The 26,736-nt window shown below is 41.7% G+C and carries 23 protein-coding genes and 1 pseudogene; 15 read left to right on the top strand and 9 right to left on the bottom strand.

All coding sequences use genetic code 11. From position 1 onward, the window contains the following. Positions 1-49 precede the first annotated feature (49 nt). The 3 genes from CKO50_RS18165 (at position 50) to upp (ending at position 2,136) form a co-directional block, all read left to right on the top strand. Positions 50-757, top strand: a complete 708-nt coding sequence (locus CKO50_RS18165) for a DoxX family protein (RefSeq protein ID WP_095729304.1) — start codon at positions 50-52, stop codon at positions 755-757. A 185-nt stretch (positions 758-942) separates the two neighbouring features. Then, complete coding sequence (locus CKO50_RS18170) at positions 943-1,491, top strand: NAD(P)H nitroreductase (RefSeq protein WP_095729305.1); 549 nt, start codon at positions 943-945, stop codon at positions 1,489-1,491. 12 nt (positions 1,492-1,503) lie between these two features. After that, positions 1,504-2,136 carry a uracil phosphoribosyltransferase gene (gene upp, locus CKO50_RS18175; RefSeq protein ID WP_095729306.1) on the top strand — a complete coding sequence of 211 codons (633 nt, stop codon included), beginning with the start codon at positions 1,504-1,506 and terminating at the stop codon, positions 2,134-2,136. 107 nt (positions 2,137-2,243) lie between these two features. Here the strand turns inward: upp and CKO50_RS18180 are convergent, their stop codons facing one another. After that, complete coding sequence (locus CKO50_RS18180; RefSeq protein WP_095729307.1) at positions 2,244-4,709, bottom strand: TonB-dependent receptor; 2,466 nt, start codon at positions 4,707-4,709, stop codon at positions 2,244-2,246. A gap of 174 nt (positions 4,710-4,883) precedes the next feature. Here CKO50_RS18180 and CKO50_RS18185 point away from each other — a divergent pair, with 174 nt between their 5' ends. Next, positions 4,884-5,408, top strand: coding sequence for a YaeQ family protein (locus tag CKO50_RS18185; protein ID WP_095729308.1), 525 nt, complete (start codon positions 4,884-4,886; stop codon positions 5,406-5,408). 58 nt (positions 5,409-5,466) lie between these two features. Here CKO50_RS18185 and yfaE read toward each other — a convergent pair whose 3' ends face one another. The 5 genes from yfaE to ubiG form a co-directional block, all read right to left on the bottom strand. Further along, complete coding sequence (gene yfaE, locus CKO50_RS18190) at positions 5,467-5,739, bottom strand: class I ribonucleotide reductase maintenance protein YfaE (protein WP_095729309.1); 273 nt, start codon at positions 5,737-5,739, stop codon at positions 5,467-5,469. Then, a complete protein-coding gene (gene nrdB, locus CKO50_RS18195) occupies positions 5,739-6,869 on the bottom strand; it encodes a class Ia ribonucleoside-diphosphate reductase subunit beta (RefSeq protein ID WP_088530602.1) in 1,131 nt (376 codons plus the stop codon). The genes yfaE and nrdB overlap by 1 nt, the downstream gene beginning before the upstream one ends. 53 nt (positions 6,870-6,922) lie before the next feature. After that, a complete protein-coding gene (gene nrdA / locus CKO50_RS18200; RefSeq protein WP_095729310.1) occupies positions 6,923-9,208 on the bottom strand; it encodes a class 1a ribonucleoside-diphosphate reductase subunit alpha in 2,286 nt (761 codons plus the stop codon). 355 nt (positions 9,209-9,563) lie between these two features. Continuing rightward, positions 9,564-10,211, bottom strand: a complete 648-nt coding sequence (locus CKO50_RS18205; protein ID WP_095729311.1) for an HAD family hydrolase — start codon at positions 10,209-10,211, stop codon at positions 9,564-9,566. After that, positions 10,208-10,918, bottom strand: coding sequence for a bifunctional 2-polyprenyl-6-hydroxyphenol methylase/3-demethylubiquinol 3-O-methyltransferase UbiG (gene ubiG, locus CKO50_RS18210; protein ID WP_010377022.1), 711 nt, complete (start codon positions 10,916-10,918; stop codon positions 10,208-10,210). Before ubiG ends, CKO50_RS18205 begins: the two co-directional genes overlap by 4 nt. A 264-nt stretch (positions 10,919-11,182) precedes the next feature. Here ubiG and gyrA point away from each other — a divergent pair, with 264 nt between their 5' ends. The 9 genes from gyrA to pyrF all read left to right on the top strand — a co-directional run bounded on the left by gyrA (position 11,183) and on the right by pyrF (position 21,676). Further along, on the top strand, positions 11,183-13,855 hold the full coding sequence (gyrA, locus tag CKO50_RS18215; RefSeq protein WP_095729312.1) for a DNA gyrase subunit A: 2,673 nt from the start codon (positions 11,183-11,185) through the stop codon (positions 13,853-13,855). A gap of 211 nt (positions 13,856-14,066) precedes the next feature. Further along, positions 14,067-15,149: a 3-phosphoserine/phosphohydroxythreonine transaminase gene (gene serC, locus CKO50_RS18220; protein WP_095729313.1), complete on the top strand. Its 1,083-nt coding sequence runs from the start codon at positions 14,067-14,069 to the stop codon at positions 15,147-15,149. Further along, on the top strand, positions 15,149-16,429 hold the full coding sequence (aroA, locus tag CKO50_RS18225; RefSeq protein ID WP_095729314.1) for a 3-phosphoshikimate 1-carboxyvinyltransferase: 1,281 nt from the start codon (positions 15,149-15,151) through the stop codon (positions 16,427-16,429). The genes serC and aroA overlap by 1 nt, the downstream gene beginning before the upstream one ends. 254 nt (positions 16,430-16,683) lie before the next feature. Beyond that, on the top strand, positions 16,684-17,400 hold the full coding sequence (gene cmk / locus CKO50_RS18230; RefSeq protein ID WP_017217320.1) for a (d)CMP kinase: 717 nt from the start codon (positions 16,684-16,686) through the stop codon (positions 17,398-17,400). A 97-nt stretch (positions 17,401-17,497) separates the two neighbouring features. Beyond that, complete coding sequence (gene rpsA / locus CKO50_RS18235) at positions 17,498-19,165, top strand: 30S ribosomal protein S1 (protein WP_017217321.1); 1,668 nt, start codon at positions 17,498-17,500, stop codon at positions 19,163-19,165. Between the two features lie 61 nt (positions 19,166-19,226). Then, positions 19,227-19,517, top strand: a complete 291-nt coding sequence (ihfB, locus tag CKO50_RS18240; RefSeq protein WP_010377033.1) for an integration host factor subunit beta — start codon at positions 19,227-19,229, stop codon at positions 19,515-19,517. 17 nt (positions 19,518-19,534) lie between these two features. Continuing rightward, entirely contained in the window at positions 19,535-19,798 is a 264-nt protein-coding gene (locus CKO50_RS18245) for a lipopolysaccharide assembly protein LapA domain-containing protein (protein WP_095729315.1), read from the top strand. A gap of 2 nt (positions 19,799-19,800) precedes the next feature. Further along, on the top strand, positions 19,801-20,937 hold the full coding sequence (locus CKO50_RS18250; RefSeq protein WP_095729316.1) for a lipopolysaccharide assembly protein LapB: 1,137 nt from the start codon (positions 19,801-19,803) through the stop codon (positions 20,935-20,937). 28 nt (positions 20,938-20,965) lie between these two features. Next, positions 20,966-21,676 (top strand): orotidine-5'-phosphate decarboxylase, encoded by a 711-nt coding sequence (gene pyrF, locus CKO50_RS18255; RefSeq protein ID WP_095729317.1) that lies wholly within the window; start codon positions 20,966-20,968, stop codon positions 21,674-21,676. A 74-nt stretch (positions 21,677-21,750) separates the two neighbouring features. Here pyrF and CKO50_RS18260 read toward each other — a convergent pair whose 3' ends face one another. From CKO50_RS18260 to CKO50_RS18275, 3 genes and pseudogenes are all read right to left on the bottom strand, one after another. Further along, on the bottom strand, positions 21,751-22,071 hold the full coding sequence (locus tag CKO50_RS18260) for a hypothetical protein (protein WP_095729318.1): 321 nt from the start codon (positions 22,069-22,071) through the stop codon (positions 21,751-21,753). A gap of 323 nt (positions 22,072-22,394) precedes the next feature. Further along, on the bottom strand, positions 22,395-22,649 hold the full coding sequence (locus tag CKO50_RS18270) for a hypothetical protein (protein ID WP_095729319.1): 255 nt from the start codon (positions 22,647-22,649) through the stop codon (positions 22,395-22,397). An 878-nt stretch (positions 22,650-23,527) separates the two neighbouring features. Then, a pseudogene (locus tag CKO50_RS18275) lies at positions 23,528-23,944 on the bottom strand (contractile injection system protein, VgrG/Pvc8 family); the annotation flags it as partial. A gap of 1,007 nt (positions 23,945-24,951) precedes the next feature. Here CKO50_RS18275 and tssJ point away from each other — a divergent pair. Together tssJ and tssK are read left to right on the top strand one after the other, a co-directional pair. Further along, entirely contained in the window at positions 24,952-25,383 is a 432-nt protein-coding gene (tssJ, locus tag CKO50_RS18280) for a type VI secretion system lipoprotein TssJ (RefSeq protein WP_255230415.1), read from the top strand. Continuing rightward, complete coding sequence (gene tssK, locus CKO50_RS18285) at positions 25,383-26,723, top strand: type VI secretion system baseplate subunit TssK (protein ID WP_095729322.1); 1,341 nt, start codon at positions 25,383-25,385, stop codon at positions 26,721-26,723. Before tssJ ends, tssK begins: the two co-directional genes overlap by 1 nt. The last annotated feature ends 13 nt before the right edge of the window (positions 26,724-26,736 follow it).

Genomic DNA, 26,736 nt, shown 5'->3' on the forward strand with positions numbered 1-26,736 from the left:
CCAATCTGCGGTCTATACTGATAATTCAAACATCAACTATGGACCGCATATGTTTACCAACCTACTAAAGCCGTATCGGCAACTACAACATTTATCTCAATATTTTTCTGGTCTTGCACCATTGCTTATGCGACTTATTCTCGCGCCTGTTATGATCATTGCAGGTTACAATAAGTTGAATTTGACCAATCCAGACGCGACATTTTTGCAAAGTCTTCTCGCCGATCCGAATATTGTTGCTTGGTTTGGTAATAGTGAATGGGGCTTAGGTCTGCCTTTTCCTGACTTGCTTGCCTTTCTCGCTGCTTGGACGGAGTTTTTAGGTGGTTGGTTAATTTTGTTTGGCCTGCTTACGCGTTTAGTGTCTATTCCGCTTATGGTGACTATGGTAGTTGCTGCAACGACGGTGCATTTGGAGCATGGCTGGTTTTCGGTAACGCCAACAAACCCAGACACCAGCGCCGCTAAAGTATTAGACTGGCTTGGCTTTGAAGAAGCTAAAGTGAGCTTAGAAAATAGCCTAGCAGCAAAGCAACGCTTGGATTCAATTAAAGGGATAGTCGAAGAAAATGGCAGACCAAATTATCTCTATGAAAGAGGTAATATTGTTATTTTAAACAATGGAATTGAATTTGCGGCAACTTACTTTGTATTACTACTTTCACTATTTTTTACCGGTGGTGGACGTTATGTCAGTGTTGACTATTGGTTGAGGTTACTTATTGATAGGAAACAACGCAATTCACTTCCAGAGTAAAACGAATTACAGCAAGGATGCTATCCAGAAATCCGTGATGTCACGTGGTCGAATTTAAGGGAAAATGATAGACTACAAGCCACGTAATACCAATTTGCTTAAGTATTTGGTCTATTTCGAGACATGTATTAAGTCAAATTGGTATAATTCACGGCCATTTTGAAGGCACAACACGGGATGAGTTAATGGACGCCATAGAATTACTCTTAACACGCCAGTCAGATAGCAATCTGTCTTTTCCTGGACCTAATCCAGCTCAGTTAGAAATCATTAAAAAAGCAGCACTAAAAGTGCCAGATCATGGTGGCTTAACATCATTTAGATTTATTACAGTTGAAGAAAAAGGCCGCGAAAAGCTAGGTGAAATCTATTATCAAGCGGCAGTGAAAGAGCTGCAAGAGCAGCGGGTGATAGATAGAGCGAGAGAGCTACCAGAGCGCGCGCCTATGTTGATCATCGCAGTATCTCCTTATCAAGAACATCCAAAAGTGCCTCGTATTGAGCAAATTCAAAGTGCCGGTTGTAGTGTACTTGCTATGCAGCAAGCCGCTTTTGCACAGGGGTTGTCTGGTGTGTGGCGAACGGGTTACTTTGCCCAGAGTCCAGAAGTGAAAAAGCAACTTGGTCTCGATGAAAAAGATGAGATCGTTGGCTATCTTTATTTAGGTACGCCTACGGTGCAGTGTACAAAGCCAGTAAGGCATAAACCAGAAGATTTCTTTAGCAGTTTATAAGGATACGCAGCCATGGCATTACATGTAATTGATCACCCATTAGTTCAGCATAAACTTGGGCTGTTACGAGAGCAGGGCATATCAACTAAGAACTTTCGCGAAATTGTTTCGGAAGTTGGCAACTTACTTACTTACGAAGCAACAAAAGATCTGACGTTGAGCGATCAAGTTATCTCTGCTTGGGATGGTAACGAGTTAACAGTTAAAAGGCTGACAGGCAAAAAGATCACCTTAGTGCCAATTTTAAGAGCCGGTTTGGGGATGCTAGATGGCATACTGCAGTTGATCCCAGCAGCTAAAGTGAGTGTTGTGGGTTTACAGCGTAACGAAGAAACACTTGAGCCTGTACCTTATTTCGAGAAATTGGTGGGAAATATCGATGCCAGACTTGCATTAGTTATTGATCCAATGCTGGCGACAGGTGGCTCACTGATTGCTACTATCGACATGCTAAAAAAAGCAGGTTCAAAGGAGATCAGAGCGATTGTGCTGGTAGCTGCGCCTGAGGGAGTAAAGCTGGTGGAAGAAGCGCATCCTGACGTTGAAATATACACGGCAGCATTAGATAGCCACTTAAATGAGAAAGGATATATAGTCCCTGGGCTTGGTGATGCCGGTGACAAAATCTTTGGTACTCGCGCATAATTTACTGATTTAATATCATTAAATTGAGGTATCACTGCTTCAAGTTAAATAAAAAAGCTACCGATAAGAGGTAGCTTTTTGGTTTCTATAAAAGAAAGGAATCGGTATTAAAAGTAGCCTCTGATACCAAGCTTAATATTACGACCTGGGAGTGGGGCTTGCTCTTTGATAAATGAGCTATGCACAAAGCCTAGCTCATCTGTTAGGTTATCAAGGTTAACATAACCAACCATGTCACTGCCCATAAACTCAAAGTCATAGTTAAACGACATATCCACTAACGTATAGCGCTTAGTTTCACTTTCATAGCTCGCGATGTTGTCTTGCTTGAAATAATGCGTCACTGTGAAGTTCGCTGTTAAGCTCTCGTAACTGTGTTCGTAATCAAGACCTAGCTTGTTGCTTGGGATACGTGGCAAATATTCGTCGTTATCTAACTTCGCTGTCAGCGAATCACCAAACACTTTGACGCGTGCAAAGTTGCTCAGTTTGTAATGGGCATCAAACTCAAGACCGTATAGTTTGGCATCACTGCTTTCAAATTTAAATACAGGAATGGCACCTTCATGTGCATGATCCGCCACTTCTAAACCGTGCTCTGGACTATAGATATAGTCTGTTAATGCCTGATAGTAGAAGTTTTCGATGTCGTTGTAGAAGAAATTAACGGTATAGCCAAAGTCGCCTGAGAACTTTCTAAAGCTAATGTCTAGGTTGTTTGATGTTTCTTGTTCGATATCTTGCGGCTCAAAGTGTAAATGATCGCCTTCTAGCTCATAACCAAGCCCTAGTTCATAGGTGCTGGTTGCGATATGAATGCCATTTGAAAGCAATTCGGCGGTTAATGGTGCGCGCTCCGAGCGAGACAGCGAAACAGCGACGTTTTGGCCTTCAGCAAAGTCGTACACGCCACCAATAGACAAGCTTAGATTAGTCATTTCCAGGTCATAAGAAATAAACCCATTATCTAAGTTACCACCATGGTCGTGGCCGTGGCCGTGGTCGTGATCATGGTCGTGTTCACCTTCATGGTCATGATCTTCTTCGTACGCTTCCAGTTGATTGCCTTTGCTTGATAACTGGTAGTCTTCAATACGAGCACCTAACTCAAGTGTGAAGTCTCCAAAACGACGTTCTTCAAGGATATAAAGTGCGTGCGTTTTGGTATTGGTCGATGGCGTGAAAGCTTCTGCACCGTTTGCGGCGTAATCGCTGTCGGAGAAATGATAACCAACAGTGCCGTGCCACTCTCCTAAGCGGTGCTCTGCCGTTAAGCGTAACTCAGTTGTATCATTCTCAAATACAGTGCCAATGTTTCCATCTTCAATTTCAGCGTGTTCATAATCGGTGTAGCCGACACGTAGGCCAACAGATTCAAGCCAGTCACTGTGTACTGCATAATTTACAAGCCCTTGCCAACGGTCTTGTTTTACTCGAGCAAATACGGATTCTTCTTCGTGGTCATGCCCTTCCTCTTCATGCTCGTGATCATGGTCATGACCAATATGAGAGTGAGCAGGAATGCCATAGTCCGTATCAACACGGCCATAAGAGAAACCAACGGTCAGATGATCGCCAACGTAACTTGTACCTAAGTTAAATTGCTCAGAATCGATAAAGGTATTGTCGACGCGATTGGCGTACTCTGTTTCATGCTCTTCTGCTTCGTGGGCATGATCTTCGCCTTCATGTTCATGCTCGTGTTCTTCATGTTCGTCGTGTGGAAGCGCGAAATTAGGGGTTTCATAATCACCACCTTTACGCTTAACGCCATCGAAATGGAAGTTAAATCCGTCAAAGCCGGATTCTAATAATACCGCAAAGGTATTGGTATTTGAGTTGGTATCATGGCTATAGTCGGCAGCGCCCTGAAGGCTATCGATCACGTCTGTCGGAATACGATTATCAACAACATTAACCACACCACCGATTGCACCTGAGCCGTAAAGTAGGGTTGCAGGACCTCTTAGCACTTCAATTTGCTGCGCAGCCAGCGAGTCATTAGTGTTGGCGTGATCTGGGCCAACGCGCGAGGCATCGCTACTGTCTAACCCGTTTTGCGTGATTTTAACCCGAGGACCATCTAAACCACGGATGATAGGGCTTGAACTCACCGGACCAAAGTAACTAGCATTGATCCCTGGTTGGCCTTTTAGTGTTTCACCCAGTGTTGGTTTGGCACGGTTTTTTAGCTCATCCCCACTTAATACACTGACCGGAGAGGTCATTTCCATACTATTTTTATGTAGGGCAGAAGAGTAAACAACAATGCTCTCAACAGATGTTGGTTTTAGTTCGACTCGAACAAATCCTTGGGCTTCATCTACATCTACACGTTTATCAAGATAATTAGGCTTAGTAACGTGTAATTGAGAATCAGCATCTATTTCAATGGTAAATTGGCCATTCTTATCTGATTTAACTGACTTGCTTTTGCCATGAAGATGGATGGTTACATTACTAAGTGGTTGATTGTTTGCGTCAACAACTTTACCTGTTAGTTGTGCAGCATAAGCTGGCGCTGCCCCGATTATTGAAATTAATGCGCTGGCGATAAGAGACTGCTTAAACATATTTTATTACCACGAGTTAGATTATGTATTGAACGAGTGAGCCAATTCGGCTAATAGAGTGATAATATAACACTACAAATTTGGAGGATCAATAACGTTATACTATAACTTAGTTATTGTTGAAATTAGAATTACAACTATAGTTAAGGAACAAGTCAAAGTGAGCACAACGTAATGAACAAGCCATTTGTCTTCAAGGCAAGGATTAAGGTTGCTGACTTATTTCACCATAGCCACCATGAAGAAGCATTTACCACTGCCATGTTGTCAAAAGAAAGTAGCGAGCATTTTGCAATTAAACTGCTTGGGATCTGCGCACTGTCTTTTGATAAGCCGGCAAAGTGGAGAAAGGCGGAGAAAAAACATTGGCCGGATGTATGGCTAGAGGATGACAACGAACAGGTTGAAGTTGCTTTGTTTATTGGTACCTTAGAAGTCGATGAGATACTCAAGTATGAAAAGCTTTATGCTAAGGTTGTGGTGTTGTGTGCTGGCGGTGAGCAATGGTTTGAAGAGCGTCGAGCGCAATTACAGTTTATTGGATCTTTCTCTGTGTTTAGTATTCCCACGGACTTTGTGGTTGAATTGTGTGAAATGCTGACGCGAAGTTTACATTGGGATGTGATTTTTGAAAATGGGGCGATGAGTGTTACTGATAGTGAACACTACATTCGTACTCAAATTACCAAGCTGATTTAAAGCATTAGTTAGGGATAACGCTGCTAGAGCACAAACTGCTATCTCGGGTTTTGGTTATTTACGGCAACTCTATTTTAATATGGCTTGTGGGTTTGCTACAGCACAATAAAACTTCCCCATCTCTCACAAAAGCAAGTGGTTCGTTCATGTACTGTGTTTGTCCCTCGATGAGCTTGGCGCGGCAGGCGCCGCAAAAACCCTCGCGGCATTGATAGGGGACTTCAATATTTGCTGCTTCAAGAGTTTCGAGTATCGAAGACGAAGAAGCCACATATTCCAGTGGCTCCTCAATATTCTCAACCTGAATTAGGAAGGATGGCTTTTCAACCATTACAAGTCGAAATCGCCAAAGTCAGAGGCATCGACTTCAGAGTCGATTTGTCCAACAAGATATGAGCTGATCTCAGCTTCCTGTGGTGCAACCTGAACATTGTCAGAAACAAGCCAAGCGTTGATCCACGGAATAGGGTTCGATTTGGTCTCAAATTGCGTTGGTAATCCAACCGCTGCCATACGAATATTTGTAATGTATTCAACGTATTGACACAAAATATCTTTGTTCAGGCCAATCATTGAACCGTCTTTAAACAGGTACTCAGCCCATTCTTTTTCTTGCTCTGCTGCTTCAACAAACATCTTAATTGCTTCTTCACGGCATTGTGCCGCTACGATAGACATTTCAGGATCGTCTTTGCCTTCTTGCATTATATTTAACATGTGCTGTGTGCCAGACAAATGAAGCGCTTCATCACGAGCAATTAGCTTGATGATCTTTGCATTACCTTCCATAAGCTCGCGCTCCGCAAAAGCAAACGAGCAGGCAAAACTCACGTAGAAGCGGATCGCTTCTAAGATGTTTACCGACATGATGCAAAGGTATAGAAGCTTTTTCAGTTCAAACAAGTTAATGACGACCGTTGTGCCGTTAATTTCATGCTTGCCTTCACCGTACTGATTATAAAGGCTTACCTTTTCAATCAGTTCGTCGTAATACTTGGTAACTGCATCCGCACGTTCAACGATTTTGTCGTTGCCCACGATGTCATCAAAGATTAACTCAGGGTTCTGCGTCACATTACGAATGATGTGCGTGTAAGAGCGACTGTGAATAGTTTCACTAAATGCCCAAGTTTCGATCCACGTTTCAAGTTCAGGAATGGAGACAATCGGCAAAAGCGCAACGTTTGGAGAGCGACCTTGAACACTGTCTAGCAATGTTTGATATTTTAGGTTGCTCAAAAAGATATGCCTTTCGTGCTCAGGAAGTGCCTGAAAGTCCAATCGGTCTTTACTTACATCTACTTCTTCTGGACGCCAGAAAAATGATAGTTGTTTTTCAATTAGCTTTTCGAAAATAGGAAACTTCTGTTGGTCGTAGCGAGATACATTAACAGTTTGTCCGAAAAACATCGGTTCTTTTAATTGGTCGTTATGATTTCTGCTAAACGTAGAATATGCCATAAATGTGTTACTCAATACCTAAAAAAGCGGATGAAGACCACCCGCATAAAAAGTTATATCTTACAAGCGCCGCCTTCACACCCATCGTCTTCTGCTTCTGGCTTTAACTCATCTTGAGCATCCGAAGCACCGTCGCGGGTGTTATGGTAGTAAAGTGTTTTCACACCAAGTTTGTATGCGGTGAGTAAGTCTTTTAGCAACAACTTCATAGGAACTTTACCTGCTTCAAACTTACTTGGATCATAATTGGTATTTGCAGAGATAGTTTGATCGATGAACTTCTGCATAATACCAACCAGCGCAAGGTAACCATCGTTAGATGGAATATCCCAAAGTAGTTCATAGTTGTTCTTGAGGCGGTCGTACTCAGGTACAACTTGCTTCAAGATACCATCTTTACTTGCTTTAACACTGATATGACCACGAGGTGGTTCAATACCGTTTGTCGCGTTTGAAATTTGCGATGATGTTTCCGATGGCATCAAGGCTGACAACGTTGAGTTACGCATACCGTGTTCTTGGATACTTGCTCTTAATGCATCCCAGTCAAGGCGTAATGGCTCTTCACAGACTTTATCAAGGTCACGCTTATAGGTATCTATTGGCATGATACCTTGTGAGTAGGTCGTCTCGTTAAACTTAGGACAAGCGCCGCGCTCTTTTGCCAGTTCATTCGATGCTTTCATCAGATAGTATTGGATCGCTTCAAATGTTCTGTGTGTTAGGCCGTTAGCACTACCGTCTGAGTACTTAACACCATTCTTTGCAAGATAATAAGCAAAGTTAATCACACCGATACCCAGTGTACGGCGTCCCATCGTTGCATTGTACGCAGCAGGAACAGGATAGTCTTGATAGTCTAATAAGTTATCAAGTGCGCGAACCGCAAGCTCTGCTAACTCTTCTAGCTCATCTAGAGACTTGATGGCTCCTAAGTTAAATGCTGAAAGCGTGCAAAGTGCAATTTCACCTTCAGGGTCATTTACATGGCTTAACGGCTTCGTTGGTAGTGCAATTTCAAGACATAGGTTTGACTGACGAATTGGTGCAACCTTAGAGTCAAACGGGCTGTGTGTATTACAGTGGTCAACGTTTTGTAGATAAATACGACCGGTGCTCGCACGTTCTTGCGCAAACATTGAGAATAATTCAATCGCCTTAATGCGTTTCTTACGAATAGACTCATCTTGCTCGTATTTAACATACAGTTCTTCGAATTTATCTTGATCTTCAAAGAATGCGTCGTAAAGGCCTGGCACATCTGACGGACTAAATAGCGTAATATAGTCGTCTTTAATTAGGCGGCTATACATGGTTTTGTTGAACTGCACGCCATAATCTAAATGACGCACGCGGTTCTCTTCAACACCACGGTTATTTTTTAGTACTAATAGGTTTTCAACCTCAAGATGCCAAAGTGGGTAGAATAGGGTCGCTGCGCCACCACGTACACCGCCTTGAGAACAGCTTTTAACAGCCGTTTGGAAGTGTTTATAAAACGGAATACATCCCGTGTGGTATGCTTCGCCATTTCTGATTGGGCTACCTAGTGCACGAATACGACCAGCGTTAATACCAATACCAGCGCGCTGACTGACGTATTTTACAATTGCAGATGAAGTTGCGTTGATCGAATCTAGGCTATCAGCACATTCAATCAGTACGCATGAGCTAAATTGACGTGTCGGCGTACGAACACCCGCCATAATTGGCGTTGGCAATGAAATTTTGAATGTTGAAACCGCATCGTAGAATCGCTTAATGTAATCTAGACGCGTTTCTTTCGGGTAATTTGCAAACAGGCTTGCAGCAACAAGAACATATAAGAACTGCGCACTTTCATAGATCTCACCCGTCACGCGGTTTTGTACAAGGTACTTACCTTCCAACTGCTTAACGGCTGCATAGCTGAAGTTCATATCTCGGCTATGGTCGATGTAGTTGTTTAGCTCATCAAACTCTTCTTTTGTGTAGTCAGTAAGAAGGTGCTGATCATAGCGCTTGTCTTCAACCAGTTTTACTACATGGTCGTGTAAGTGCGGCGGCTCAAAACAGCCATAGGCTTTCTTACGCAAGTGGAAAATAGCCAAACGAGCGGCTAGATACTGATAATCTGGAGACTCTTTTGAGATCAGATCGGCTGCAGCTTTAATAATCGTTTCGTGGATATCACCAGTACGAATACCGTCATAAAACTGGATGTGTGACTTTAATTCAACCTGAGAAACTGAGACGTTATCTAGGCCTTCTGCCGCCCATGTAATGACACGATGGATCTTATCTAGATCTAACGGTTCTTTGCGACCGTTTCTTTTGCATACAGATAGCTGTTGGTTCATGTTATGTGCCTGTATTCCTTAGGAACGCGCTTTAGATATCGCACGAATATAAAATTGTTTAGCAAACCACCACTATATATGGTGCCCTAGTGGCTAGGGATCACAAGATAGTGGGGTTGACGTGAATTTGCAAGAGAACAACTCGGGCAGAATTGTGGATAAGTTTGGGATAATTTATTTATGTAAGTATCCACTAACCTATGACAATCCACTTATCTGCCCACAAAGAAAAATCAACAAAAAGATGACGCTTTTCAGCAAAAATAAAAAAAAATTCTAACTGATTTTTTTCTACACAAATTCGTATCTATTATAGCAAAAACACAATATATGGTGTTTTATTTTTCTATAGACACTAAATATGCGATAACGTGTCTAATGGGTTGGTAAGATAGAGATCCGCATGCCAAGACTTGGCTTCAGCTTCAGATGGAATGAATCCCCACATCGCTGCTGCGCTAATCATTTTTGCGGATTTTGCTGCAATAATGTCTCGCTCAGCGTCGCCAACATAAATACATTGCTCAGGTGAAACCCCCAATTTTGATGCCACTAACAGTAAAGGCTCTGGATGAGGTTTGGCCACTGCCAGTGTATCTCCACATACCACTGTCTCGATCTTTGCAAGTTCAGGGATCTGTTTTAGTAGCGGAAGTGTTAAAAACTCAGGTTTGTTTGTCATGATCCCAACCTGAATCTCTTTTTCTAGAAGTGCTGCTAATAACTCACCAATTTGCGCAAAACATTGGGAATGTACTGATAGATTCGCAAGGTAGTAGTCGAGTACACCCTGACGTAATACCTGAGTATCGTAATGCTTTAATGACTCACCAAACCCTACTTGCAACATCGCTGCTACGCCGTTTGAAATCGCACTGCTATATAGCTGTTTGCCGACAGTTGGCATCTTATTAGCAGTTAAAACGTGGTTTAGTGCAGCCCCCAAGTCATCACTGGTATCCAGTAAGGTGCCGTCTAGGTCAAATAGTACCGCTCGGATCATGCCAGCTTCTCAAAGTGTAGAATGTAGTTAACTGAAACGTCTTTAGTTAAGGTAAATGTTTTGCCGATAGGGTTGTAGTTAATCCCTGTCGCCGCTCTAACTTTGAGGTCGTACTTTTCAGCCCAATCTATTAAGGTAGAAGGGCGAATAAACTTATCATGCTCATGCGTGCCTTCGGGAACCATTTTAAGCAGTTTTTCAGCAGCGACAATAGCCAGTAAATACGCTTTTGTGGTTTTGTTTAAGGTAGAAAAAAATACATGACCGCCGGGCTTAACTAGCTGTGCGACTGAACGAATAATGGATTCTGGGTCTGGTACGTGTTCTAGCATTTCCATGCAAGTTACTACATCGAATTCACTTTGGTGCATGGCTGCGAATTCTTCCGCTGGCACTTTTTGATAGTCTACGTTAACGCCGACTTCTAATGCGTGAAGCTTTGCGACGTTAAGCGGCTCTTGCCCCATATCGATACCGGTTGCATTTGCACCAAGCTTAGCCATGCTTTCGGTTAAAATTCCACCGCCACAACCGACATCCAATACTGTTTTTGCAAATAGGCCTTCACATTTATCATTAATAAAGTCCAACCTCAACGGGTTAATGTCGTGTAATGGTTTAAATTCTCCCTCTCGGTCCCACCAGCGCTCTGCTATTTCTTCAAATTTAGCGATTTCATTAGGGTCTACATTTTGATGTTCGGTCATAAAAAACTTCCTCGTCGAATTGAGCGCATTATAAAGGGGATTAGATAAAAATAGCACCTGTAAAACGGTAAAAAGTGTGTTAGCATGCTTGACGAATTTATAATAAACAAAGCCCCCGCTGATACTCTGAGGCAATTCGGCTATTTTTTGAAACGCGTTTAATTGGCGCTTCAGCAGAAAAAGCAATTTGCTATTCAGATAGCATCTCAACACAAGTTGTAGTGTGACACAAAAGGGGTGGACACTGAAGGAAAGTGGAGTCAAATGTCTGATCTCGCCAATGAAATCCTGCCAGTCAATATCGAAGATGAATTAAAAAATTCATACCTAGATTATGCAATGAGTGTAATTGTAGGTCGTGCATTACCTGACGTACGTGACGGCCTAAAGCCTGTTCACCGTCGTGTATTGTTCGCGATGAATGAACTTAAAAATGACTGGAACAAACCTTATAAAAAGTCAGCTCGTGTAGTTGGTGACGTAATCGGTAAATATCACCCGCATGGTGATAGCGCGGTTTACGATACTATTGTACGTATGGCTCAGCCTTTCTCTCTACGCTATATGCTCGTAGATGGACAAGGTAACTTTGGTTCTGTCGATGGTGACTCTGCCGCTGCGATGCGTTATACCGAAGTACGTATGGCGAAAGTCGCTCACGAGTTACTTGCTGATCTTGAAAAAGAAACCGTTGATTATGTACCAAACTACGATGGTACAGAGCAAATTCCAGATGTGTTACCAACTAAAGTGCCTAACTTATTGGTGAATGGTTCGTCTGGTATAGCGGTTGGTATGGCGACCAATATTCCACCTCACAATTTAACTGAGGTGATCAATGGCTGTTTGGCTGTGATCCAGAATCCAGACATCACCATTGAAGAGTTAATCGACTATATTCCAGGTCCTGATTTCCCGACTGCCGCCATTATTAGTGGTAAAAACGGCATTGAACAAGCTTATAAAACAGGCCGTGGTAAGATATATATCCGCGCGAAAGCTGAAATCGAAGTCGATGAGAAGACTGGCAAAGAAACCATCATCGTTCATGAAATTCCTTATCAGGTTAACAAAGCAAGACTAATTGAAAAGATTGCTGAACTTGTTAAAGACAAAAAGGTTGAAGGGATCAGTGCACTACGCGACGAGTCGGATAAAGACGGTATGCGTATTGTTATTGAAATTAAACGTGGTGAAGTAGGTGAGGTTGTACTGAACAACCTATACGCTCAAACACAACTACAAACTGTGTTTGGCATCAATATGGTTGCACTAGACAACAACCAGCCTAAGTGTTTCAACCTGAAAGAAATGCTTGATGCGTTTATTATTCACCGTCGTGAGGTTGTAACGCGTCGTACTGTATTTGACCTTCGTAAGGCAAGAGACAGAGCGCATACGCTTGAAGGTCTCGCAATTGCGCTAGCCAACATTGACCCAATCATTGAGCTTATTCGTAAGTCACCAACACCAGCGGAAGCGAAAGCGGCGCTAACCGCGCGAGCTTGGGATCTTGGTAACGTTAAATCAATGCTTGAGCGCACTGGCGAAGAAAATGTTGCACGTCCAGATTGGTTAGCAGAAGAATTAGGGATCCGTGATGGTCAGTACTATTTATCTGAGCAACAAGCCCAAGCAATCCTAGACTTAAGACTACACAAATTAACGGGTCTTGAGCACGAGAAAATTCTAGCAGAATACAAAGAATTACTCGATCTTATCGCAGAGCTACTGTACATCCTTTCTACTCCAGAGCGTTTGATGGAAGTGATCCGCGATGAGTTAGTTGAAATCAAAGAAACGTATGGTGATGAGCGTCGCACAGAGATCACAGCTGCTGCGCACGATATTAGCCTAGAAGATTTGATCAACGAAGAAGACGTTGTCGTTACACTTTCTCACGAAGGCTATGTGAAGTATCAACCTCTTAGCGATTACGAAGCTCAGCGTCGTGGTGGTAAAGGGCGATCTGCAACTAAGATGAAAGATGAAGACTTTATCGAACGTCTACTCGTTGCAAATACTCACGATACAATTCTTTGTTTCTCCACTTCTGGCCGTTTGTATTGGTTGAAAGTGTACCAGCTGCCGCTTGCTTCACGNGCTGCGCGCGGTAAGCCAATCGTTAATTTGCTACCATTAGAAGCTGATGAGCGTATTACGACAATTTTACCGGTTCGTGAATACGAAGAAGATAAGTTTATTGTCATGGCGACGGCAAGTGGTATCGTTAAGAAAACACCGCTGACTGCATACAGCCGTCAGCGTGCAAGCGGTATTATTGCTATCAATTTGAACGAAGGCGATAGCCTGATCGGTGCTAACATCACCACAGGCGAAAATGACATCATGCTATTTACTGAGCATGGTAAAGTTGTGCGCTTTAACGAGAAGCAGCGAGATTCAGAAACAGGTGAAGTAAAGCGCGATCCTGAAACTGGCGAAGAAATGTTGGCTTTACGTCCGATGGGTCGTACAGCAACAGGTGTTCGTGGTATCAAGATGCCAGATGACGTGAAAGTGGTATCACTAATCGTACCACAAGGCGATGGTGCAATCTTGACTGTAACTGAAAATGGTTATGGTAAACGTACACCGCTTGAAGAGTACCCAGCAAAGAGCCGTGCAACACAAGGTGTTGTGTCAATCAAAGTAACTGAAAGAAATGGTTCTGTGGTTGGCGCGGTTCAAGTTGACGACAACGATGAAATCATGTTGATCTCAAACCGTGGTACGCTAGTTAGAACGCGTGTAAACGAAGTTTCTACGGTAGGCCGTAACACCCAAGGTGTTATTCTGATCCGTACGATGGAAGAAGAAAAGGTAGTTGGTCTTCAACGCATCGAAGAAATTGAAGTGGACGAGTTGCCTGAGGGTGATGTTGCAGAGTTTGAAGGTGAAGCAACACCTGCTGCGGAACCTGACGCAGAGGAATAAAAAAATCCTATCCAAAAAAAGCGACTTCGGTCGCTTTTTTTCTTTCTGTCAATTTTTTCAATCTGTTCCTCTATGACAAGAGCCAGAAGCCTGATAAATTAAGGCTACCAACAATCCGACATTTTAGTCGGGCAGCCCACTGTTCATCCAAAAAGTCATGAGAATAACGCTATTCTTTGGATGATCTAGATTATTTGGAATGAGGAAAAATATGACGGTTTATAATTTTTGCGCGGGTCCTGCTATGTTACCTGTTGAAGTTATGAAAAAAGCGCAAAAAGAATTTCTAGATTGGCAAAATCTAGGAGTTTCGGTGATGGAAGTGAGCCACCGTTCAGCACCGTATCTCGAAATGGCAAAGCAATGCGAAGCAAGCTTACGTCGTTTGATGAACATCTCTGATGAATTTGAAGTCCTGTTTATGCATGGTGGTGGCCGAGGTCACTTTGCTGCTGTACCGTTAAATCTACATGTAGATGGTGTACCTGGCGTATATATCGAGAACGGGATCTGGTCTACCGGTGCGACGAAAGAAGGTGAAAAATTCACGCAAACGCATGCGATTAATATTCGTACTGACGAAAATGGTCAATTCGACGTTTTACCTGTCTCCGAATGGAGGTTACCAGAAAACGCTTCATATATTCACTATTGTCCAAATGAAACCATCGACGGTATCGAGATATTTGACGTTCCAAAGCATGCAACTGCACCAATTGTAGCGGATATGTCTTCCAATATTTTATCTCGTGAAATTAACGTCGATGACTTTGATTTGATTTATGCGGGTGCGCAAAAAAATATCGGCCCTTCAGGGCTCAGTATCGCCATTGTACGTAAGACGTTATTGAAGCGTGAAGGGCTGCCAAGACCTGCTATCCTTGATTACGCCATTGAGGCTGTTCAGCAAAGCATGTACAACACACCACCAACATTTGCATGGTATCTTGCGTTTGAGGTATTCAAGTATCTTGAAAGCATTGGTGGTGTTAAAGCCATGGAAGCGCGCAATCAAGAAAAAGCAGCCATTTTATATGATTATATTGATGGCTCTGACTTGTATTCAAACAAAGTTGCAAAACATTGTCGCTCGCTGATGAACGTACCATTTTGGTTAAATGATGACAGCCTAAACGCTAAATTCTTGGCAGAGGCAGAACAAAACGGTTTAATTGCACTTGAAGGCCACCGTTTTGTTGGCGGTATGCGAGCTAGTATATACAACGCCATGCCAATTGAAGGGATCAAAGCGTTAGTTGCATTTATGGATAAATTCGCACGGGAGAACAGTTGATGGAACAATTGACCCTCAAACCTATTACTAAAGTCAGTGGCAGTGTGACGCTACCTGGCTCTAAAAGCTTATCAAATCGTATTTTGTTGCTTGCCGCGTTGTGCGAAGGCACGACAAAAGTGACGAACTTATTAGATAGCGATGACATCCGCCATATGTTAGGTGCGTTGTCTCAGTTAGGCGTTGAAGTAACGTTAGAAGACGATAATACGGTGGCACTGGTCAAAGGAAATGGTGGCAACTTTAACAGCCCCGTTGAGCCGCTATTTTTAGGCAATGCCGGTACCGCATATCGCCCTTTAACTGCAGTGCTTGCTGCTATACCTGGTGATTATGAACTGATTGGTGAGCCGCGAATGGAAGAGCGCCCAATTGGTCATCTTGTTGATGCCATGCAAACGCTTGGTGCAGATATTCAATATCTCAAAAACAAAGACTACCCGCCGTTAAAAATTGCAGGTAAGCAACTCGCTGGTGGTGAAGTTGAGATTGACGGCAGTATCTCAAGCCAATTCTTGACTGCATTATTGATGGCTGCACCGCTTTTTAGTGGCGATACGAATATTGCGATCAAAGGTGAGCTGGTTTCAAAGCCTTATATTGATATTACCATTGGCGTGATGGCGCACTTTGGGGTTCATGTCGAAAACCACGATTACCAGCGTTTTGTGGTAAAGGCTGGGCAGCAGTATCAATCTCCTGGAACACTTATGGTTGAAGGGGATGCATCATCTGCCTCTTATTTCATTGCTGCAGCTGCAATTGCAGGTGGTGAAATTGAGATCAAGGGAGTGGGTAAACAAAGTGTGCAAGGTGATATCGGCTTTGCCAAAGTGATGGAACAAGTCGGTGCATACATTGATTGGCATGATGAGCGTATCGTTGTCCGAAAAGGTGAGTTAAATGGTGTAGACATTGACGCCAATGCTATCCCCGATGCGGCGATGACGCTTGCAACCGTAGCGCTATTCGCAAAAGGTAAAACCGCAATTCGTAATATCTACAATTGGCGTGTAAAAGAAACCGACAGGTTAGCTGCGATGGCGACTGAACTTAAAAAAGTAGGCGCAGAAGTGGTAGAAGGGCACGACTTTATCGAAGTCACACCACCGGCTAATTTTAATTTTACGGATGTAGACACATACAATGACCATCGTATTGCGATGTGTTTTTCTATGGTGGCAGTGGGTGGTCAAGCGATCATGATTAACGACCCAAAATGTACTGCAAAAACCTTCCCAACCTATTTTTCGGTGTTAGAAAGCATCAGTCAGTATTAATTTCACCAAAGGTGTTGAAGATCTTCAACACCTTAAATCTTCTCTAAAATAGTCAATCATAACAAAGTCAAATACGCGCATTTTTGGATGAATTTTATTCAGATAAAGCCAGTTAGCACCTGACATTTGGCACCATTCGCTGTACTAATAATTTGAGATATAACAAAAAAATGACAGGTAAATAAGGATATATTCAGCAAATTGCCGTATACTATGCGCCGTCAAATTCAGGTGAGCATTTTTAGGAGGTCTAAATGCAGGCAGCTATGCCAGTTATCACCGTAGACGGCCCAAGTGGTTCAGGCAAAGGAACTGTTTGTCGCTTGTTAGCTGAAACATTAAATTGGGAAGTGTTGGATAGCGGCGCGATTTATCGTGTGCTTTCGTTAGCGGCATTACACCACCAAATTGCAACTGATAACGAAGAGGGTTTAGTCCCACTCGCAGCCAATTTGGATGTACAGTTTTCTATCGATAAAGAAACTAAAAAAAGCAAAATTGTACTTGAAGGTGAAGATGTTACTAACACCATTCGCAATGAAGAAGTCGGCGCAGCTGCGTCAAAAATTGCGGCACTGCCACGAGTGAGAGAAGCATTATTACGACGTCAGCGCGCTTTTAGAACTGAAGTTGGCTTAATTGCAGATGGACGTGATATGGGAACGGTGGTGTTTCCTGATGCTGAACTTAAAATTTATTTGACTGCAAGTGCAGAAGAACGTGCTCGCAGGCGATTTGTTGAGTTGAATGAGAAAGGCCATGATGTTACACTAAGTGGTCTGTTAGAAGACATTAAAGCTCGCGATGATCGCGATATGAATCGCAAGGTTGCCCCATTAGTTCCTGCTAGCGATGCGATAGTTGTTGATACAACTGAGCATAATGCTGAGCAAGTGTTCAAACAGGTTATGTCTTTTATTCAAGACGCCATTGTGGCCGGTAAACTTCCAAAAAGTTGTTTACCTAAGTAATTTTTTAATGACACAGGCAGGAAGCTAGTGTTTATTTAACAACCCCATGCAGCATGGTTGCTAATTGGTAATTTAACTTTATAGAGACGTATTTAGTATGTCAGAAAATTTTGCGCAGTTATTTGAAGAAAGCCTACAGGGTTTTGAAGTTGAGCAAGGCTCAATCGTTAAAGGTACAGTAATCGCTATCGAGAACAACGTTGTTCTTGTTGATGCTGGCCTTAAGTCTGAAAGTGCAATCCCTGCAGAGCAATTCAAAAATGCTGCTGGTGAACTAGAAGTTGCTGTTGGCGACGAAGTAGATGTAGCACTTGACGCTATCGAAGACGGTTTCGGTGAGACTATCCTTTCTCGTGAGAAAGCGAAGCGTCACGAAGCTTGGATCCGTCTAGAGAAAGCATGTGAAGAGCACGAAACTGTTGTTGGTATGATCAACGGTAAAGTTAAAGGCGGTTTCACAGTTGAAGTTGATTCAATCCGTGCATTCCTACCTGGTTCACTTGTTGATGTACGTCCAGTTCGCGACACAGCTCACCTTGAAGGTAAAGAGCTTGAGTTCAAAGTTATCAAGCTAGACCAGAAGCGCAACAATGTTGTTGTTTCACGTCGTGCTGTTATCGAATCTGAGAACTCACAAGAGCGTGAAGAGCTTCTTCAAAACCTTGTCGAAGGTCAAGAAGTTAAGGGTATCGTTAAGAACCTTACAGACTACGGTGCATTCGTAGACTTAGGTGGTGTTGACGGTCTTCTACACATCACTGACATGGCTTGGAAGCGTGTTAAGCACCCTTCAGAGATCGTGAACGTAGGTGACGAAATCAACGTTAAAGTACTTAAGTTCGACAAAGAGAAGACTCGTGTTTCTCTAGGTCTTAAGCAACTTGGCGAAGATCCATGGGCTGCTATCGCTGGTCGTTACCCAGAAGGTGCTAAGCTTACTGGTCGTGTAACTAACCTAACTGACTACGGCTGTTTCGTTGAAATCGAAGAAGGCGTTGAAGGTCTAGTACACGTTTCAGAAATGGATTGGACTAACAAGAACATCCACCCTTCAAAAGTAGTTTCACTAGGTGATACTGTTGAAGTTATGGTTCTTGAAATCGACGAAGAGCGTCGTCGTATTTCTCTAGGTCTTAAGCAGTGTAAAGCTAACCCTTGGCAAGAATTTGCTCGTCTTAACAACAAAGGCGACCAAGTTTCTGGTAAGATCAAGTCTATCACTGACTTTGGTATCTTCATCGGTCTTGACGGCGGTATCGACGGTCTTGTACACCTATCTGACATCTCTTGGAACACTCCAGGCGAAGAAGCTGTACGTGAGTACAAGAAAGGTGACGAAATCACAGCTATCGTTCTACAAGTTGACCCAGAGCGTGAGCGTATCTCTCTAGGCGTTAAGCAAATCGACGCTGATCCATTCACTAACTACCTAGACGCCAACAAAAAAGGTGCTATTGTTAAAGGTAAAGTGACAGAAGTTGATGCTAAAGGCGCAACTGTTGAGCTGATCGAAGGCGTTGAAGGTTACATCCGTGTGGCTGACATCGCGCAAGAGCGTGTTGAAGACGCGACTGCTGCTGTTTCTGAAGGCGACGAAATCGAAGCTAAATTTGTAGGTGTTGATCGTAAGAACCGTACTATCAGCCTATCAGTTAAAGCTATCTACGAAGCTGAAGAAAAAGAAGTACTAGAGAAGCTTAAGAAAGATGAGCCTGCGTTCGAAAACGCAATGGCTGCAGCTTTCAAAAATGCTCAAAAAGACTAATTAATTAGTCTTTAAACTAGGAAGGGCGCTTGGCCCTTCCTTTTACACTAAAGGAAACATTATGACAAAGTCTGAATTGATAGAACAACTTGCACTGCAGCACGCTCACGTTCCTGTTAAAGATGTAGAGAATGCGGTAAAAGAAATCCTTGAACAAATGGCTGGCTCATTATCAGACTCGGAGCGTATCGAAATCCGTGGTTTTGGTAGTTTCTCGCTTCACTTCCGTTCTCCTCGTACTGGTCGTAATCCTAAGACGGGCGAAACAGTAGAATTGGATGGTAAATACGTACCACACTTTAAGCCAGGCAAAGAGCTGCGCGATAGAGTAAACGAAAGCTTAAATAATTAAGTCTAACGGAGCTAAACTTGGTTGCAGTATTGAAAAAGGGATTAGCTGTTGTTGCCATACTGATTGCATTTTTAGTTGGAACACAAAATCCACAAGTTGTTAATGTCAATTTTGTAATTGCAAGTGCAGAGTTACCACTCGCAACCTTAATGAGTATTTGCTTAGTTCTTGGGATAATTATTGGTTTACTTGTAACAGCGTCGGTTTTATCTAAGCTTAAATGGCAAAATCATCGCCTAAAAAAAAGTAATAGTAAGCTTAGTCAAGCAGCCGAACGCTAGTTATGATCGAGCTGCTGTTTTTATTATTACCTGTAGCCGCCGCTTACGGTTATGTTATGGGTAAAAATAGTGCTAAGAATCAAGCCCTAGAGCAAAGTAGACAAATTACCTCTGAATACAGTAAAGGCCTAAAATTCCTACTAGATAGGGAAGAAGATCAGGGTCTTGAACACCTCACAAAGTTACTTGAAGTCTCAGCAGACTCCGTCGACCATTATTTAACACTCGCATCGCTCTTTAGAAAGCGGGGAGAGTTAGATCGAGCGATAAAAATTCATGAGCTACTACTTAAACAACCTAATCTAGACGAAGAAGTGGTGAAGTCCTGTCGCCTAGAGCTTGCTCAAGATTATGTCTTAGCTGGCCTATTGGATAGCGCTGAAGAACACTTAGTCATTCTTGTAAAGCTTGGGTTTAAAGATGCACTCGATCCAATTTTAAACCTATACTCTCAAACTAGAGATTGGCGAAAAGGCGTTCATATGTATGAAGCACATCCTGAGCTTTTCAAAAAGTCGTCTCATTGCGCCACTATTGCAAACTTCTATTGTGAAGCTGCAAATCAAGAAAAGAATCCAAGTCTATTCGAAAAAGCGACAGCGCTCGCGTATGAAACAGTAAGACCTTTGTACGAAATGGGCAAAGATGCATACAAACATGATGATTACGTGAAGTGTATATATTATTGGCGAAAGCTCGTAAGCCAATTTGTATTTATGGCACCACTTGTAATAGAAGATCTTGAATCCTGTTATGTTAAATTAAATATTCACGATCAATTCTTTGAGTTAGTCTCTGAATTATTAGAAAAAGGTGGCGTGCTGATCAGAATTAAGTTTTGCCAAGGGTTAGTCCAAAAAGGTCATATTTCTGAGGCAATAGAGTTTCTAACTGATAGTTTAAAGCGTGAACCATCAATTAGGGGCTTTAGTTATTTGCTGCAACTCATTAGCGGCAAAGATGCTAAAATAGATCACGTACTACAAGAAATAGATAAATTGGTGAAGTCTTATATTGCAACTAAGCCAAACTATCAATGTGGTCATTGTGGGTTTACAAGTCATACGATGTATTGGTTATGTCCCTCCTGCAAACATTGGGAGTCACTTGCTCCAAGCCGTGGGTTAGACGGTTTTTAAGTTTTTAATTTGGCCAAATAGGGTAACTATGTCGACACAAGATTTAAAAAAGGTTTTGATTGCGCTTGATTATGATAATGAAGAAGCTGCATTATCATTTGTTTCTCAGCTTTCACCTGACGAATGCCGATTGAAAGTAGGTAAAGAAATGTTTACCTATTTTGGCCCTCAGTTTGTAAAAAAACTGGTAGATATGAATTTTGATGTATTCTTAGACCTGAAATTTCATGATATTCCAAACACAGTTGCAAAAGCAGTAACTGCTGCAGCTGAGCTTGGTGTGTGGATGGTAAATGTGCACGCCAGCGGCGGTCATGAAATGATGTCAAAAGCAAAAGACGCATTGGCAGCTTACGGTGATAAAGCGCCGTTACTTATTGCTGTGACCGTACTAACGAGTATGGATCAAGGTCAGCTATTAAAGCTTGGAATTGAAAAAACACCTCAAGAGCAAGTGCTATATCTTGCAAAATTAGCAAAAGAATCAGGCCTAGATGGCGTGGTTTGTTCTGCGCAAGAAGCTGAACTTTTAAAAGCTCAACTCGGTGAAGAATTTAAGCTTGTGACACCAGGTATCCGACCAGCAGGTGCTGATGCTGGCGATCAAAAGCGCATTATGACTCCTGAAAAAGCAGTGAAAGCGGGGAGTGATTACCTAGTGATAGGTCGTCCAATCACTAAAGCTGAAAACCCAGCGGCAGCTTTGGAAGCAATTAACCAAAGTATTGCTTCACTTTAAACATGAAAGGCCAACATTATTGTTGGCCTCTTTCAATTTACGAGACCAGTTTGATCGAAGCGTTAAATTTTATCTTACTCTTCATTATCCGCAGTTTCAAAGTTCAAACTAAACTGACCACTGCGCTGTACAGAAAAAATAGCCTTTTGCCAGTTCTCTTCTTGATTTGACGTTGCACTTTCGAACAAGCTTAAAAAAAGAACAGAAATTTCGTCACTTACAGGTATAACGTGTGCTTGTTTTGGTGTACTGGTGTCATAGTAAAAAGCTGAACACCTAGGCATATTTTCGTCATTGTAGTCCAGCATCAGCCGCGCTTCACTCCACGGCTCTTTAATTTGTTGATACAGATATTGACCCAATTGTTGTGGGACTTGTCGGTTTTCTTCACGCATTCCAACTCCTTGTTATGTTCAGCGATAAATGTTGATCTGATTTTACTGGCGACTTTTGGCTTTAGTATGTGCTATAAATTTGTAGATCCCAAAACCGATAAGTATAAATATGATCGCCTGAACCGTGGCTTTACTTATCATAACCGCATTTGAGAATAGGCTTGATAGTATAGACATACAGATAAAAAACGAAAGCACTGATGTTAGTAACACGATAGCTTTTATCTAAAATTGAACTAGCTTATGTCTCGAATGCTAATTAATACGGCAGTGATAAAACAGATCAAGAAACTAAAAAACAAGAAAGTATTGTTCTGTCGTGATCATGGTATTTCCTTATCAATTGATGAATGAATTATTTTTCTCATTTCTGTTGCTTTAAAAAACATCAGCGTTGCCTGACTCTTCATTGTATTTACAAAGATAATTTGAAGGTCTATCAGTAGTACTGAGAGCCTGAACTGCTCAAGTAATCCATTTTTAATCATTTGAAGAGGCTGTTCTGAGTTGTCTATATAGTCACGACAAGAAAAATTTTGAATACTAAAGCTGGCTTTTCTATATACTCCTGCATTCATACTGCGGCTTACTAAAAGATCCTCACCATCTATTGTATCTCTGACGTGTGTTCGTCTATAGCTAAACCGCCTTCAGAGGGAGATCTCCAAAAACCATTCTCAATAATATCTATAAGCCATCCTAGTGCGAAGAAAGGCATCTCTAGCTGAGCTGCAAAGTCAAAAGACGTATTTTTATTAAGAATTCACTACTCTTTATCCATAAAAGAAGATATTGTGCTCTCTATCTCCAATACTGAGTTGTGTAAAAATGGCGAATTGATACCGACTTTCGTTGTTAGATAAAAGTTTAAATTTTCTCATCTTTTGTTACCTAAAGTGCGATAGCTGTTATTTTCTTGTTGGCGAGCAATTCTTTAACTGCAATAGGTGAATGCTGTACCTTCAATATTTCCAAAGAGCAGACTTGCCTGTCGAAGACTTACGCTCTGTTATTAGCCCATTGCATATAAAAAATTTCCAAGCCCCAATTTCTGCTAATATTTTTGTATAGCGTCAATAGTCGCTACTTGTCCTGGGTATCAAAATGTATACTAAAAAACATTCATCACGCTAAGTTTCGCAAGTTAATGAATATAATGCTGTTTTTTATTTTTGTGTAACACTAAGTACTGATTGCTCGCTAAGGATTATTGCACAATGTGCAAGGTATCTTGGATCTCATCAAATATAATTAAGTCACGTTCTTAGTAGGGTCTTCGTAGATGACGACAACACTTGTGTGTCGTTTAGGGCAAATCCTCACAAGTAATTTTTATCAGAGTTATTGGTACTGCCTTGCTTATAAAGCTGTTTCCTGGGAATACAGGTATAATCGCCGCCTTTTGCTGTGCCTAATTTACCATTTAACGAAAACGAATAACCGGCAAGGGCTTCGGTTACATTCCCCACCAGCGTGACTTCATTTTTGTCTTGTTGGTAGGCAAGCTCGAAATTGCCGGTGTGCTCAAATTACTCAGCAGGATTTTGTGCTGCAGGCTCAAAATAGCTGCGCTAACCGAGGTTGGCGGATGGGCATTCACATGCACTTGTGAGCCACCCATTCTAAAGCGATGGCGATTTTGGCACTGCATAAACCCAACAGAGCCGGTTTCTTGTTCGTGAACTAGGCCATCTTTATCCATTATCGACAGCAAGCCTCGCTCAATATACGGACTTGCAAGGCTACCCTCGGCAATCACTATCGACTCCATAAAGTCACGGCATTCAAACCAATAAATTAGGCCGTACTTTGCTAAGAGTCGGTTGAAAAAGGTGTAGTCGTTTTCTGGCGTTTGTACGCACTGCGGTAACGTGGGTAAATCTTTAGTGGCTCGCTATTTTATACGGTATTGCAAATAGCCCGGTTTTAAAATAAGGGGGGGGTGAGTAAATTTTGTACATTTTTTACAACAACTGGCTTTTTCTGTTTGTTTAAGCTGTTCGATCCTTGGCTTTAAGGTTAATTGATAGGATTGGTGTGCTCCGAAGTTACCCTTGTACAAATCTCAAAAAGGATCTCCGTGAAAAAATGCTTATTTGAACTGGGCTGATTGTTTCAAAAGTTACATTATTCTCAGTCAAAAGTTTGTCAGAAATATTAGAGGCTGCTCCTAAAGTGCTATGAAAACAAAACCTTTATTTATACAAGAAGTTAGTTCATAACTGACGGCTTTAGTACTTTGGCTTGTGCCGTAAATGGCTACCCTTATATGTATGATATTTAACCTTGGTTGATTTGCACACACTCACAACAGTTCATGAATTTTAGTTAATGTTGTGTAAATAGCGGTTTTTGATGTAATTTTCTGTTATTAAATTAATTCATATAATAATGAAGGTTATTACATTGTGTGAGCTGAATTCAAGTGTGTTCTTTGTAGATTTATAATAATAATTTGATATTAAGCTTGATCTAAAAAATGCGTTTGTGTATCGTATTCGCCGTTCGAGAATGTACATCAAAAGTCCAGATGTTTAGTGTGGTTTTTGTTTTCAGGGAAGTGTCTATCTCAACAAGTTCTAAGAAAGCTTAATGCAAACTGAATTGCTCGCTAAGCTTCATGACTTCCTCTCTGAATGCCTAATAAAAAGTAAAACCCACAAAAAACAATGGTTTAAATGTTTTTTAAGAAGATTTTCGAATGTTAACTTAGTATTCAGCTACAAACTGCATACTTGTGTTCTGTAATTTCTTGTTAAATAGTTAAATCAAATGTATTTTGACTATTGTACTGGAAATTAAAAAGATTAATTGTTTCCAATAATCTAATTTGGATGTCTTATAATTGAGGCGGATATGGCTAGGAATGCTTTATTTATAATGGTTTTGTTTTTGACTGGTTGTATGTCTACTTACGTTAAGTTAGACGTAACTGCTACTGATAACATAAATTTAAACCAGTTTAACGAGCCACTACCTGTGGTATTAAAAGTATATCAACTTACTGATATTCAAGCGTTTAAAAATTCTACATTTGAACAGCTTTGGAAGTCAGATAAATCAATTCTGGCTAACACCTTAGTTACGGTGGAAGAACGCACCGTAAACCCCTCAGATCGTATAAAAATCGAGTTTGAACAAGCTGAATCTGCAAAGTACGTGGCTTTTGTTGCGCTATTTAGAGATAGAACGGGTGGTAACTGGCGCGCATTTTATGACTTAAACGATTGGCCTGTGCCTTTATCTACTTCTCTAGATATTGAAATTACAAATAACTCGCTTCGCTTACCTGAAGTAGAGGAGGACAAGTAATGCAGCACAACAACGTATACAAACCTGTTTGGGCTGAAGGTCTAATGCTCAGTCAACAGCACTTACAACTGTTCGATCAATACCAGCAATCTCAACTAGCTGGTGTACAGCAAAGTCTTAGAGACAATGCATATGGTTTAGACCGCATTGTATTCGACGAATCGGCATTAGCCAAAGGTGTAGTCAAACTGCAAAGCATTGCGGCAATCTTCAAAAGTGGTCGTCATATACATCATGTTTTCGCTGACAACGAAGCACCTATGTTTGAGCTTGAAGATAACAGAAGCGAATACATCATTAGTGTGGCGCTCGCGAACAATCATTCAGTAAGTAATATCCAAGGTTACCCGAAAACTGGGCAACTTAGTGCTTATGACTGTGATTTTGTTGAACTTCAAGATGCACATGATCCAAACCGAAAAGCAGAAGTGATGGTTGCTAAACCTAAACTTATGCTGGTTGAGTTCAGCGCAAGTAACAGTTTTATCGAGCAATTGCCTTGTATAAAAGTTATACGTGGTGAGCATGGGCAGTTAGAAATTGACTCAAGTTATATTCCTCCACTGCTAAACATCAAAGCCCATGGCTATTTGGCTGAGCGTGTAAATAAACTCGTCAATATGGTTGAAGCTAAGTACACCACGATGTTTACCAATCGTGGGAGTATGGGGATCGTGGAAGATTTTGGTCCAACAGAACTCAAACACTTTTTGTTATTACAAACATTTAGCTCTGTTTTTCCTGAGATTAAGCAGTTAAGTACTACAGCCAAAACTAGTCCAGATGCACTGTTTATGGCGCTAAATAAACTGGTCTGCCAACTGATAAATTTCGAACCAGAAGCGAGTAAATTTGAGTTACCAGTTTATGACCATCAAGACTTAACGCGCAGCTTTGGTTTAATCGAATCTCATATTCAAACCCTTATTGGTTCGATAAGCGCAGCACGCTCGTCTGATCTAGTACTCAGTGCAATCTCTCAGTCTATCTTTGAGGTTAAAGACATAGAAAGCAGTACCTTGACACGGGGTGAGCTGTACATTGCGGCTTTCTATGAAAACGAATCTACGCAATGGATAGAGTTGTTTGCAGAGCAGGTTAAGCTGGCAGCGCCAAGTCAGCTAGAAATATTAATAGCTTCAGCGCTTGGTGGTGTGAAGTTAACACATTGCCAGCGTCCACCGAATCGAGTGTCTGTTAAAGGTGGATATGAGTATTTTAAAGTTGAGCCGCATGGTGCTGCTTGGGAACAAGTTGTACAGGAATTAGCGTTAAGAATCTTTGTGCCATTTAGCCTTCAAGGCGTGAAACTTGAAGTGGTTTCAGTGGCGAGTAAATAGTTAGTAGGTAAAG

This window comes from Pseudoalteromonas sp. HM-SA03 (assembly GCF_002289345.1).
GTDB lineage: Bacteria > Pseudomonadota > Gammaproteobacteria > Enterobacterales > Alteromonadaceae > Pseudoalteromonas.